Genomic DNA, 13,692 nt, shown 5'->3' on the forward strand with positions numbered 1-13,692 from the left:
AGACTACCATATCGGAGTCCTACAACCCCAACAAGCAAGCTTGTTGGTTTGGGCTTTTCCCGTTTCGCTCGCCGCTACTCAGGGAATCGAATTTTCTTTCTCTTCCTGCAGGTACTTAGATGTTTCAGTTCTCTGCGTCTACCTCGACTGCGCTATGTATTCACGCAGACGTAACATCCTATAAAAGATGCTGGGTTCCCCCATTCGGAAATCTCTGGATCATAGCTTACTTACAGCTCCCCAAAGCATATCGGTGTTAGTCCCGTCCTTCATCGGCTCCTAGTGCCAAGGCATCCACCGTGCGCCCTTATTCACTTAACCTTTGACCTTACGGTCGGTTTTGAGTACTTCTTCTAGCGATAGAAGGTTGCTCAAGAAAATAAGCGTTGAACTTATTAAAAAACTCTTTTAACATTTCAACTCGGTGTGTGTTACTTGTTTTGATTATTTCTTCGATATCCAGTTTTCAATGAACAAAGCTTAACGACCATTGTCGTTAATGGAGCCTAGCGGGATCGAACCGCTGACCTCCTGCGTGCAAAGCAGGCGCTCTCCCAGCTGAGCTAAGGCCCCGGGTATTTACTTGAGAGTAGACCTCTCAAAACTGAACAAAGGCAAACGATGTGTAGTCTTCCGAAATATTCCTTAGAAAGGAGGTGATCCAGCCGCACCTTCCGATACGGCTACCTTGTTACGACTTCACCCCAATCATCTATCCCACCTTAGGCGGCTGGCTCCAAAAGGTTACCTCACCGACTTCGGGTGTTACAAACTCTCGTGGTGTGACGGGCGGTGTGTACAAGGCCCGGGAACGTATTCACCGCGGCGTGCTGATCCGCGATTACTAGCGATTCCGGCTTCATGTAGGCGAGTTGCAGCCTACAATCCGAACTGAGAGAAGCTTTAAGAGATTAGCTTAGCCTCGCGACTTCGCAACTCGTTGTACTTCCCATTGTAGCACGTGTGTAGCCCAGGTCATAAGGGGCATGATGATTTGACGTCATCCCCACCTTCCTCCGGTTTGTCACCGGCAGTCTCGCTAGAGTGCCCAACTAAATGATGGCAACTAACAATAAGGGTTGCGCTCGTTGCGGGACTTAACCCAACATCTCACGACACGAGCTGACGACAACCATGCACCACCTGTCACTTTGCCCCCGAAGGGGAAGCTCTATCTCTAGAGTGGTCAAAGGATGTCAAGACCTGGTAAGGTTCTTCGCGTTGCTTCGAATTAAACCACATGCTCCACCGCTTGTGCGGGCCCCCGTCAATTCCTTTGAGTTTCAACCTTGCGGTCGTACTCCCCAGGCGGAGTGCTTAATGCGTTTGCTGCAGCACTGAAGGGCGGAAACCCTCCAACACTTAGCACTCATCGTTTACGGCGTGGACTACCAGGGTATCTAATCCTGTTCGCTCCCCACGCTTTCGAGCCTCAGCGTCAGTTACAGACCAGAGAGCCGCCTTCGCCACTGGTGTTCCTCCATATATCTACGCATTTCACCGCTACACATGGAATTCCACTCTCCTCTTCTGCACTCAAGTCTCCCAGTTTCCAATGACCCTCCCCGGTTGAGCCGGGGGCTTTCACATCAGACTTAAGAAACCGCCTGCGCTCGCTTTACGCCCAATAAATCCGGACAACGCTTGCCACCTACGTATTACCGCGGCTGCTGGCACGTAGTTAGCCGTGGCTTTCTGGTTAGATACCGTCAAGGGATGAACGTTTTACTCTCATCCTTATTCTTCTCTAACAACAGAGTTTTACGATCCGAAAACCTTCTTCACTCACGCGGCGTTGCTCGGTCAGACTTTCGTCCATTGCCGAAGATTCCCTACTGCTGCCTCCCGTAGGAGTCTGGGCCGTGTCTCAGTCCCAGTGTGGCCGATCACCCTCTCAGGTCGGCTATGCATCGTTGCCTTGGTGAGCCGTTACCTCACCAACTAGCTAATGCACCGCGGGTCCATCCATCAGTGACGCAAAAGCGCCTTTCAACTTTCTTCCATGCGGAAAATAGTGTTATACGGTATTAGCACCTGTTTCCAAGTGTTATCCCCTTCTGATGGGCAGGTTACCCACGTGTTACTCACCCGTTCGCCACTCTTTTTCTTTCGGTGGAGCAAGCTCCGGTGAAAGAAAAAGCGTTCGACTTGCATGTATTAGGCACGCCGCCAGCGTTCGTCCTGAGCCAGGATCAAACTCTCATAATGATTTGTTTGAATGACCATACGGTCATTAAGCTCATAAAAATTAACTTTGCTAGCTATTGCTTGCATGTATTTGTTTCAATAAATTGAAACGTCCTACACATTGGTTCGTTTGCTTGCTTTGTTCAGTTTTCAAAGGTCTACCGTGCTGTGTTAGCAACTTTTATATCATATCAGAGTGACATTTAATTGTCAACTCTTTTTTTAAAAGTTTTTTTCGCTCGTTGTTTTTCAACTTCGTAGCGGCTGTCTCAGCGACTTAATTAGAATAACAAATGATTTGTTATTTGTCAACAACTTTTTTCAATTAATTTTGTTGATCTATCAACATCAATTAACTATTTTAAAATTGCGACTTCGTTATAATATCATCTGTCGAGCTGTGCGTCAACTACTTTTTTCAATTCTTTTTAGGAATTCATTTAGTCATTTGGCACATGTAATAATATACCAACTAAATCCCTTGCGGTCAATCATTTTCTATGGCTTTTTTCAATTTTTACAAACCCGTCTAATCGCATTGGATCCAGCTTTTATCGTTCGCATTTAATCCGTTTTCTGGCAACTTTCGTGGCGTTTTTCCCTCTAATTCCTCGCTGTTTTTCTCCCTGATCCAGCAGACAAGAAAAAAAGCCGCCCACCTCTTGCGAGTGGACGGAGTTTTTTTATCTCATTGTTGGGAATAATAAAACGTCGCGAATCGATTGCGCATCTGTCAACAGCATCACTAAGCGATCGATCCCGATCCCTAATCCACCAGTTGGCGGCATACCGTATTCAAGTGCTTCTAAGAAATCTTCATCCACCCCATGGGCTTCATCATTTCCTGCTTCGCGCTCTTTTTCTTGCCCTTCAAAACGTTCTCTTTGATCAATTGGATCATTTAGTTCCGTGAAGGCATTCGCAAATTCACGACCAACGATAAATAATTCAAAGCGGTCGGTAAAGCGTTCATCTTCTGGATTCTTTTTCGCTAATGGCGAAACTTCCACTGGATGACCGAAGACAAAGGTTGGCTGCTGTAACGTTTCTTCAACAAATGTCTCAAAGAATTCATTGATGATATGGCCAACAGTCATGGCATCAGTGATTTCAACATGATGTTCTTTCGCTAAGCTGCGGGCTTCTTCAACGGACATTGGTTGCCAGAAATCAACACCTGTTTGATTTTTGATTGCATCGACCATATGGATTCGTGCAAAGTCGCTAGCTAGATCGACTTCTTGTCCATCGTATTGGATCGTTGCTGTATGCAAGACTTTTTCAGCAGCATTACGGATAATGCCTTCGGTCAGATCCATCACATCTTTGAAATCTGTATATGCCGTATACGCTTCTAGCATTGTAAACTCAGGATTATGGGTCGTATCGATCCCTTCATTTCGGAAAACGCGACCGATCTCATAGACTTTTTCCATGCCGCCCACGATCAATCGTTTTAAGTGAAGCTCAAGAGCGATCCGTAAATACAGATCCATGTCTAAGGCATTGTGGTGGGTAATGAAGGGACGAGCCGCTGCACCACCTGCTTGATTATGCAATACTGGCGTTTCGACTTCGATATACCCATGACCGTCAAGGTAACGACGAATTTCGCTGATGATTTGGCTTCGTTTCATGAAACGATCAAAGCTTTCTTTATTACTGATCAAATCCAAGTAACGTTGACGGTAGCGTTGTTCTACGTTCGTCAAGCCATGGTATTTGTCAGGCAATGGACGCAATGCTTTTGATAAGATCACGATTTCTTTGGCTTTGATGGTCACTTCACCGGTATCGGTCTTCATGATTTCACCAGATACGCCGAAGAAATCACCTAAGTCTGCGTGTTTGAATACTTCGTAAGGTTCATCCCCTACTTGGTCTTTACGTACATATATTTGAATACGGCCTTCGCGGTCTTGTAAATGTGCAAAACCAGCCTTACCTTTTCCACGTTTTGTAACGATTCTTCCTGCAATGCTTGCTGAAAGATTCATTTCGGCTAATTCTTCTTTGGTTCTTTGATCAAATAACTCATGTAACTCGGCAGAATTATGGGTGCGTTCGAATCGCTTGCCAAAAGGATCAATGCCTTCTTCCCGTAGTTTTTCCATCTTTTCACGGCGAACCAACATTTGATCATTCAATTCTTCTTGTGTTTGTCGTTCCTCTGTCACGAGTTTTCCTCCATTCTTAACTTGGGTTTCCTTCTTATAATGCCAATGATGACGCAAAAAATCAAGCCGAACTTTCGAATCGACTTGATTTGTTTCTTATTCCTTAAGAGTTGCTAGCGGCTGTTTTTCGGTCTTTTCCACAAATGCATCTAATAAATCAAAAATCGTCTGCTTATCTTCCGCTTGGTTGATAGCTGCCTTCACTTTGGCTGCCCGCGAAATACCTTTTAAGTAGTACGCAGCATGTTGACGGAATTCTCGCGAAGCGATTTTTTCCCCTTTTAGCTCAGCCAAACGTTCTAAATGAAGTTTCGCTGTCGAAATTTTTTCTCGCGGTGTTGGTTCTGGCAATAACTCGCCTGTCTCCAAGTATTGCTTGGTGCGGTGGATCATCCATGGATTGCCTAACGCTGCCCGTCCGATCATCACTGCATCTGCACCGACTTCTTCCAACATTCGCTTGGCATCTTCAGGGGTTTTGACATCGCCGTTGCCCATAAAGGGAATCGTGATACTTTGCTTCACTTGTTTCAACACGTCCCAATCAGCCGATCCTTCATACATCTGTACACGGGTTCTGCCATGCATACCGATCGCTGCGGCACCCGCTGCTTCTGCGGCTTGGGCATTTTCAACCGCAAAGATGTGCTGCTCATCCCAGCCGATCCGCATTTTTACGGTAACGGGCTTGCCGATCGCACTGGAAACAGCATGGACCATTTCATAAACCTTGTCGGGATCTAAAAGCCACTTCGCACCAGCTTCTGCTTTGATGATTTTGTTTACAGGACACCCCATGTTGATATCAATGATATCGGCAGTTGTGTTTTCTGCGACAAATTGCGCTGCTTCTACTAAGGATGCTTTATTCCCACCAAAAATCTGAATACTAAGAGGATGCTCGGTCTCGTCAATAAATAGCATCTCAAGGGTCTTCTTGTTCCGCAGTTGAATCCCTCGATCACTGATCATCTCACAGACGACTAAACCCGCGCCAAATTCTTTGACTGTCACACGAAACGCAGAATTGGTGATCCCTGCCATTGGCGCAACGACGACGCGGTTGGGAATCTCAACCGAGCCGATCTGCCATGTTTGTCTATCTTTCACTTACGCTTCCGCCTCTTTCTTCAATGCCGCCAATTCCGTTTCATCAAAATGATACTTGTTGCCACAAAACGAGCAGACTGCCTCTGCCCCGTGGTCTTCATCGATCATCGCTTGGATCTCATCAGCCCCCAAGGTAATGATCGCCGTCGCAAATTTTTCTTTCGTGCAATCACAATGGAACTGGACTGGCATTTTTTCTAGTACTTCGATCGTCGTGTCTGGCAACAATGTCGCTAAGATCTCTTCTGGTGATTGTCCTTCATCGATCAAGGTTGATACTCGAGGCAATTCTCCCAAACGTTTTTCGATGGCATCAATGATCTCTTCACTGGCACCAGGCATGATCTGCAGCATAAAGCCACCGGCTGCCCGAATTGAATCATCGGTTTCTACTAATACACTCAGACCAACAGCAGAAGGAATCTGTTCTGACACTGCTAAATAATAAGTAAAGTCTTCCCCAAGCTCCCCAGAGACGATCGGTGTTTGTCCAGAGAAGGGTTCTTTTAGCCCTAAGTCTTTGATCACGGTAAAGATCCCTTGGTCACCCACTGCGCCCCGAACGTCCAATTTCCCTTGAGGGTTCAACGGCAGACTGATCTGCGGATTTTTTATGTATCCTTTTACGTCCCCACGGCCATTGCTGTCTACGACGATTGCCCCAGCAGGACCATTTCCTTGAATTTTGACGGTCAATTTGTCTTCCCCTTTTAAGGTACTGCCTAATAACAAACTTCCCACCATCGCTCGCCCTAAAGCAGCGGATGCCGTATTCCATGTTTCATGGCGTCGTTGTGCTTCGGCGATCGTTTCTGTTGCCGATACTGCATATGCTCGGACGAAGCCGTCATATGCTAGTGCTTTTACTAAATAATCCTTCATCTTGATTCTCCTTTTTATTCATTAATGAATCATACTAGGAAGCGCCGCTTTTTTCAACTGAATGTGTTTGAATTTAAGGAAAGTCTTCTTAAATAGAAACAAAAAGGCACCGAGTTTCCTCGGTGCCTTGATACGTCTTGTTTTAGGCGTTATCATCTTTGTTTTCTTGATCAGTCGGTTGACTTTCGCTATTGCGGCGAACGTCTTCCAATTGTTGATCAAAATCGTTTGATGGTGCATCTTCGCTGTGTTTTTCTGCAGCTTGCTTCTCTGCATCTTTTTCTTCCAGCGCACGTTTCGCTTCTTCAAACGTTTGAGCTTTTTCACTAGGATACTCAGAGCTTTCGGTTCCTTCAGGCATTTTGCCTTCTTCAAACAAGGATTTGATTGCTTTGGCATCTAATGTTTCATGTTCAAGCAGTTTTTCAGCGATCAATTTGTGCTGTGCACGGTGTTCTTCAATGATTTCATGGGCTTTTTGATGAGCATCCATTAAAATCTTGCGAACTTCTTGATCGATTTCAAAGGCAACTTGTTCAGAGTAAGCTTTTGTTTGACCATAATCACGACCAACAAAGACTTGATGGTTTCCTTCATATTGAACTGGACCTAACTTGTCACTCATTCCATATTCTGTCACCATGCTTCTTGCAAGCGCAGTTGCTTGTTCAAAGTCATTGGAAGCACCCGTTGATTGTACACCGAAGATGATTTCTTCAGCCGTACGACCACCAAGCAACCCAACGATTTGTTCAAACATATCTTCTTTGGTCATCAAGAATTGATCTTCTTTCGGCAAGGCGATCATGTAACCACCCGCACGTCCCCGAGGAATGATCGTTACTTTGTGTACCACACGGGCACGACTCAAGACTAACCCAACAATGGTATGTCCTGCTTCATGGTAAGCAACCATTTCACGTTCGCGTTTGTTGATGACCCGGTCTTTCTTCGCAGGACCAGCGATCACGCGGTCTTCTGCTTCATCGATATCTGAAGCATCGATTTTTTTCTTGTTACGACGAGCAGCAACTAATGCCGCTTCGTTCAAGACGTTTTCCAGATCCGCACCGGCAAAGCCTGGTGTTTGTTGGGCAACGACTTTCAAATCAACATCATCTGATAAAGGTTTGTTGCGGGCATGGACACGGAGGATCGCTTCACGACCTTTCACGTCTGGACGACCAACCAAAATCTGACGGTCAAAACGACCTGGACGTAGCAACGCTGGATCTAAAACATCCGAACGGTTCGTTGCGGCAATGACGATCACGCCTTCATTCCCATCAAAACCATCCATTTCAACCAACAACTGGTTCAATGTTTGTTCCCGCTCATCATGTCCGCCACCCATACCGGCACCACGTTGGCGACCGACGGCATCGATTTCATCGATAAAGATGATGGCTGGTGCATTTTTCTTCGCTGTTTCAAATAAGTCACGCACCCGGCTTGCACCGACACCGACAAACATTTCAACGAAATCTGAACCAGAGATCGAGTAAAACGGTACGCCAGCTTCACCAGCAACGGCTTTGGCTAGTAATGTTTTCCCGGTTCCTGGAGGCCCCTCAAGTAAGACACCTGCTGGGATACGAGCACCTAATTCAACGAAGCGTCGAGGGTCTTTCAAGAATTCCACGACTTCGACAAGCTCTTGTTTTTCTTCTTCTGCACCGGCTACGTCTGAAAAACGCACGCGGTTGGCTTTTTTATCCGCTTCTTTGGCTTTAGATTTGCCAAAGTTCATCACACGGCCGCCACCGCCACCGCCGCCACCTTGTTGGCTCATCATCATGTAGAAGAAGAAAATGATGATCACAAGTGGTAAGAAGCTAACCAAAAGCGATAACCAAATGCCGCTGTTGGATTCTTCTTCGATCGTGGTTTTGACCCCTTCTGCCGAGGCCAAACTGGTGACTTCGCTTAGTGTGGAATCATTCGGTAAAATGATCGTTGAAAAGCGGGTCGAACTCGCCTGTGTATTACCTAAAACAGACAAGCTGTTGTCATTGCTGACGGTTTGTTCTTCATTGTATTCACCCACGATTCGATACACACCGTTAGCGGGTTGAACAGTAAACTGTTTGATCTTCCCGTCTTTCAGCTGCTCTGTAAACGTGGAGTACTCGATCGTTGGGGTCTGCTGATTGCCATTTCCAAAAATGAAATATACGACCATGACCATCGCCAACAAGACAAGTACATAATATAAGGTATTTTTTACCATACCGTTATTTTTCTTATTCATGCGTACCTCCCTGGCTATTTTGTTTTATCAATCCTGACCATTTAATTGTATCACAATTGATTTAGAACAGTCACTAATTTGACTGATAAACACTAGGTTTTAAGACGCCAACGTAAGGTAAGTTTCGATATTGCTCTGCATAGTCCAGTCCATATCCAACAACAAACTCATTTGGCACATCGAAGCCGACATAATCTGCATCGATCTCAACGACACGACCTTCTGGCTTATCTAATAACGTTACGATTTTCACTGATTTCGCTTTACGGTATTTGAATAGATCCACCAGATAAGCCAATGTGCGACCGCTGTCAATGATGTCTTCAACGATCAAGAGATCACGGCCCTCAACATTTGTATCTAAATCTTTGATGATCTTGACTTCCCCAGATGAAATCATGGCATTGCCATAACTTGAGACATCCATGAAGTCTAACTCCAAGTAACAATCCATCTCACGAACGATGTCTGCCATGAAAGGAACGGCACCTTTCAGCACACCTACGACTAGAGGATTTTTATCCGCATAAGCCGCCGTTAATTCTTGACCAAGTTCCACACAACGATTTTTGATTTCGTCACGGGAAATCAAAATTTTCTCAATATCTTTATCTAGCATAAAGTTCTCCTTCCAACTCTTACTTCTGGTATTTATAAAGAAGTATGTAGTGTATTTTATCAGTTTCTGGCGCAATACTCAAATAGGAAAATGTATGAGGTAGTAAGGCAATCACCTCTTTTTCAAGGTTTGTGACGACCCAACTTTTTTCTCGCGCTTCATTAGGAATTTTTGAATCGATAAAAAAACGACTGATCTTTTTGGTCAGACCACGCGCCAAGCGGATTCGGTCTCCCGGCTGGCGCTTACGCACCACCAGCTCAGAGGAATAGTTTAGCGGTAAATCTTGGGAAAACTCTGACCAATTTGTGATTTTTTTGGGAATATGCTGTTCATTTATCGGAAAATACCCAATCCATTCCTTTTCAGAAAGATAGATCCCCTCCCCTAAAACCAGTCGCTGACTGACTTCTGTCAACGGCGCTGCAGGCTTTTGGGGAACAGTAACAGGTTCCAATAACAATTGGTCATAACTGCGCCGCAGCTGCCACTGTTTGTGCAACGCCAATTGCCATTGCCCTTTCTTTTCATCTAGCAGACGCAATAACTGCGGCAGCTGTTTTTGATTGAGGGGCTGCTTCGTAAAAGCCTCTGCTTGCTGTAAAAAACCCGCATAGAAAAAATAGCGTTGCGCTGGCGAAAATGTCGGCAGCTGCTGCAGATCGATCACTAAGCGAGCAGCTTGCTGTTGAACGAACGCAGACAACCATTGCTGCTGCTCTTGTTGGATCAGCTGATTGGCGAACTGTACTTCTTCAGAAAGCTGTTGAAAATGCGGCAGCAGCTGCGGATTTTCCACTTTTAAGGCTGGCACTACTTGCTGGCGTAGTCGGTTTCGCAAATACAGCGGTTCGTGATTGCTTTCGTCTTCAAAGTAGGGAATCTGCTGTGCTTGCGCATAGTCGTAAATCGCTGCCTTGCTGACAGTAAGCAGTGGACGCAACAAGATCCCTGTGTGAAAAGGCTGCTGCTGTTTCATCCCGCCAGCCGATCGCAAGCGACCTTCTCGCATCATCTTCATCAACATCGTTTCTACTTGGTCATCACTGTGGTGAGCAGTCAGCAAAACATCATAGCCTTCTTGAGACATGACGTCGGAAAAAAATGTATAGCGAAAGTTTCGAGCGCTAGCTTCTACGCCGGTTTCTGGCGGATTTTCCCAGCACCGTTCATAAAAAGGAATACCGCGTTCTTGGCAGTACTGCCGTAAAAAAGCCGCTTCCTTGGCAGATGCTGGACGCAATTGATGGTTCACATGCGCCACACTAAAACATGGCTCTTTTTGCATTTCAGGAAACAACTGACAAAAGATCTGCAACAAGACCATCGAATCGACGCCCGTCGATACCGCCAGCAAAAAGCGGCGTTTTTTTTCAGGATCGATGGCAGTGAGTTGCGCTTGAACGGTTTGAATGACCATCGTTTGACCTCCTTCTCATTTGGTAATCCCACAAGAAAGAAAGCTGAAACAAAACGAACCAACAGTTTTGTTCCAGCTTTTTCCAACTTGCTATTCATGTTTAGTTACGGCGTCCGCCGCGGCCACCGCGTTTTCCTTCTGTATTTCGACGTAATGACGAAAGACGATCATCACTATCTTTTAGAAAAGAACTCATCAATGAATCGAAGTCTTGTTTATTTACATTCGTATTTTGATTGCGTGAAAAAGATTTTTTCGGATTTGGTCGATTGAATTCTTTTTTCGGGTATTCACGTTTTTCTTCCGGTTTATCTTCTGCTTTGCGGATCGATAGGCCGATTTTTCCATCGTTGCCGATTGCCGTAACAAGTACTGTCACTTCATCCCCAACAGACAACACGTCGTGAATGTCTTTGACGAATCCGTTTGATACTTCACTGATATGCACCAAACCAGTTTTCCCTTCACCAAGATCAATGAACGCACCAAAATTTGTAATACCAGACACTTTGCCCTTTAGTTTCGCTCCAACTTCGATTGACATATAAAAAATGTTCCTCCTAATTTTTACCCATTTAAAATAATTCAAACTACTGCGCTGAGTAGGTATGACATTGCTTAATCTTGTGACTCTGTGGATGATGATTCTTGTCCGCTTTGCGAAGAACGCTCATTGGTGTTTTGAGAATCCGTCCCGTCTGGCAAGACTGGATAGATTTTTTCGCCATCTTTTGAGTAGAAGAATCGGCTGCGGGCCAATTTTGCCACATACTCATCGTCTTGCAACAAGGCAACGTCTCGCTCCAGTGAAGCCACCTTTTGTTCTGCCTCTTTTTGTTCGGCGACTGTTTCCGCCTTATATTCCTTTAGCTTTTGCAGGCGCATTTGATCGTTGAACATTTGAATCCCTACGATCGCAAATATCGCTAATGCCGCCACGAAAAACGCCACCAGCCGACGTCGGCGAAACACGACTTGCCGCCGCTCTTTTTCAAACTTGGCAAATTGCTCTTTCGCATAATCGGTCTGCAATAGTTCTATTTTTTTATTTGATTCTTTTGCCACCTGAACTCGCTCCCGTCGCTGTCTTTGTTTTTTACATTATACCAACATCCGCAAAGCTTGTCTAACTGAAAATGCCGTAAAAATCAAGCATTTTCTGAGATTCTTTCCTCTGAAACGATCTCATACATTTTTGCAGCGTCTTCTTTTTTCGTCGATTCATGCAATTCATTGACTTTTACTTCCAAGACCTTATTCCCGAATTGAATGCGCATGGTATCGCCTACTTTGACGTCACTGCTTGACTTGGCTAATTTGCCGTTGATCTGAATGCGTCCCTTGTCTGCCACTTCTTTGGCCACAGAGCGACGCTTGATGATGCGGGAGATTTTAAGAAATTTATCTAATCTCATGTTTTTCACCTCTTCTTAATAGTTTCTTTCCAAATGGAACTAACAGCCATTCGCGAATCGTTAACAATTTGATTTTGATCGCTGCCCCGATAAAGGCTGCACCTCCCAGACCGACACCGCCTAGGCAAAAAAGCAGTGCCTGTAGTCGATGGGTCAAAGGACCGTTCAATAAGATCGCAACGAAGCTATAATATAAGAATAGCACGCTTGCCATGATCCCTAAACAAATAAATAGTTTTTTTCCATAATTTCCTTCATGCCAAAAGTGATTGATGCTGCTTTTTGCTCGACGCTGTTCGGAAACCACAAAACAGCATAAGGTCGCGCCTAACCCCAACAGCGTACTGATACTCGCTCCTGCAGTCCCATAAGAAGCAGTCAGCGGCCACATCGATAGACATTTGATCAAAAGACCGATCCCCGCAGCCAGCAAGCCGAAGGTATAGGTATTACGACTTTGTTGAATGCTTTGATAGGCTTGGATCGTCGCCATCAGAGCGATGGAAAAGACAAACAATACCAGCGCCGCATTGCCAGAACCGTCTTTGAATAAGGCAAAGTTAATATAAGGCAGCAAAATCGCTAAGCCCACGGCGGAAGCCGAAGCAATCCCGATCGTCAGGCGCAAATACATTTTTGCCGACTTTTCAAACAGCTGCTGATTTTTTACCGTCAAATACTTGGTCAACGTTGGCAAAAACGTCGAGCTTAATGCCATCGCCACCACAAGACCTAGTTGGACGAGGGGTTGTCCGCGATCATAGATCCCTTTTGAAATTCGGGCTGCTTGTGCCGTCATCCCCCCCGCTTCTAGCGCATTGGTCAATAAAAACGAATCCGCTAACTGGAACAAGATCAAATAGCCGCTATAAATCGTCAACAGACCGCCTTCTAAGAAGAACCGTTTCTTCAACGAGGCGGATAAACCAGCGGGATTTTCTCCTGTACTGGTGACTGGTTTATGCCATAGCGATAGGCGTTTGCCGTTGATTTGTCGGCTATAATAACTTAAGATCCACCACGCCGCAAGGCCCCCGACTAAGGCACCCATCATGGCGACAGTCCCCGTTTGATAAATCGTCCAGCCCAATTGCTGGAAAGCTGCCGCAGCACCTAAAATCACACCAACTCTAAGCAGCTGCTCTACGACTTGGGAAACTGCTGTCGGCACCATTTGCAAATTTCCTTGAAACATTCCTCGATAAAAGGTCAAAGGCGGGACAAATAAGAAGGTAAAAGAAACGACTCGAATCAAGCCCGCCAGTTGGTGGTCCCCCATCACTTGTGCGATCGGACCAGCAAATAAAAAGGTCACCGCCCATAAACCGATCGCAGACCAAAGCACGAAAGGCGTCAACGCTTGCAGCCGTTCCTTGCTTTTCAAAGGATCGGGTTCTTCAGCGACGATGCGGGAGATAAACTGTGGCAACCCTGACAACGCTAACGTCATCGCCAATCCATAAATCGGATAGACTTGTTGATACACATAAAACCCTTCGTCCCCTACCAGGTTCTGAAAAGGGACCCGATAAACGGCACTTAAGATTTTTGCGATAAAGGAAGCGATCGTTAAAATAAACGCCCCTTCCATCGTACGCTTCAATTGTGATTTCGGCATCCCGCTGGTTCCT

10 protein-coding genes, 1 tRNA gene and 2 rRNA genes (1 of these 13 running past the window's edge) are annotated in these 13,692 nt (G+C 45.5%); all 13 read right to left on the reverse strand.

Annotated elements, in window-relative coordinates; all coding sequences use genetic code 11:
- A 23S ribosomal RNA gene (locus IGI96_RS06115) occupies positions 1 to 321 on the reverse strand; it reaches 2,594 nt to the left of the window's first position.
- Between the two features lie 179 nt (positions 322 to 500).
- Positions 501 to 573 (reverse strand) — tRNA-Ala (locus IGI96_RS06120).
- Positions 574 to 649: 76 nt separating this feature from the next.
- Positions 650 to 2,208, reverse strand: a 16S ribosomal RNA gene (locus tag IGI96_RS06125).
- Together the 16S and 23S rRNA genes with 1 tRNA gene alongside form the textbook arrangement of a ribosomal RNA operon.
- 662 nt (positions 2,209 to 2,870) lie before the next feature.
- Positions 2,871 to 4,364 carry a lysine--tRNA ligase gene (lysS, locus tag IGI96_RS06130; RefSeq protein WP_005230758.1) on the reverse strand — a complete coding sequence of 498 codons (1,494 nt, stop codon included), beginning with the start codon at positions 4,362 to 4,364 and terminating at the stop codon, positions 2,871 to 2,873.
- 96 nt (positions 4,365 to 4,460) lie between these two features.
- A complete protein-coding gene (dusB, locus tag IGI96_RS06135; protein WP_086338746.1) occupies positions 4,461 to 5,474 on the reverse strand; it encodes a tRNA dihydrouridine synthase DusB in 1,014 nt (337 codons plus the stop codon).
- Entirely contained in the window at positions 5,475 to 6,356 is an 882-nt protein-coding gene (gene hslO / locus IGI96_RS06140) for an Hsp33 family molecular chaperone HslO (protein WP_005230756.1), read from the reverse strand. It abuts the gene before it with no gap.
- A gap of 142 nt (positions 6,357 to 6,498) precedes the next feature.
- Positions 6,499 to 8,607 (reverse strand): ATP-dependent zinc metalloprotease FtsH, encoded by a 2,109-nt coding sequence (gene ftsH, locus IGI96_RS06145; RefSeq protein WP_010749000.1) that lies wholly within the window; start codon positions 8,605 to 8,607, stop codon positions 6,499 to 6,501.
- A 73-nt stretch (positions 8,608 to 8,680) separates the two neighbouring features.
- A complete protein-coding gene (hpt, locus tag IGI96_RS06150; protein ID WP_005230750.1) occupies positions 8,681 to 9,226 on the reverse strand; it encodes a hypoxanthine phosphoribosyltransferase in 546 nt (181 codons plus the stop codon).
- A 19-nt stretch (positions 9,227 to 9,245) separates the two neighbouring features.
- Positions 9,246 to 10,646: a tRNA lysidine(34) synthetase TilS gene (gene tilS, locus IGI96_RS06155; RefSeq protein WP_142967686.1), complete on the reverse strand. Its 1,401-nt coding sequence runs from the start codon at positions 10,644 to 10,646 to the stop codon at positions 9,246 to 9,248.
- 100 nt (positions 10,647 to 10,746) lie between these two features.
- The gene (locus IGI96_RS06160; RefSeq protein ID WP_010748998.1) at positions 10,747 to 11,190 is read right to left on the reverse strand and encodes a S1 domain-containing RNA-binding protein; all 444 of its coding nucleotides are present in this window, start codon (positions 11,188 to 11,190) and stop codon (positions 10,747 to 10,749) included.
- Between the two features lie 74 nt (positions 11,191 to 11,264).
- A complete protein-coding gene (locus tag IGI96_RS06165; RefSeq protein ID WP_005230746.1) occupies positions 11,265 to 11,711 on the reverse strand; it encodes an FtsB family cell division protein in 447 nt (148 codons plus the stop codon).
- Between the two features lie 83 nt (positions 11,712 to 11,794).
- A complete protein-coding gene (locus tag IGI96_RS06170) occupies positions 11,795 to 12,061 on the reverse strand; it encodes an RNA-binding S4 domain-containing protein (protein WP_005230745.1) in 267 nt (88 codons plus the stop codon).
- A complete protein-coding gene (locus IGI96_RS06175) occupies positions 12,048 to 13,679 on the reverse strand; it encodes a polysaccharide biosynthesis protein (protein WP_086338748.1) in 1,632 nt (543 codons plus the stop codon). The genes IGI96_RS06170 and IGI96_RS06175 overlap by 14 nt, the downstream gene beginning before the upstream one ends.
- Positions 13,680 to 13,692 lie beyond the last annotated feature (13 nt).

The organism is Enterococcus sp. DIV0421, assembly GCF_051713745.1.
Lineage (GTDB): Bacteria > Bacillota > Bacilli > Lactobacillales > Enterococcaceae > Enterococcus_D > Enterococcus_D casseliflavus.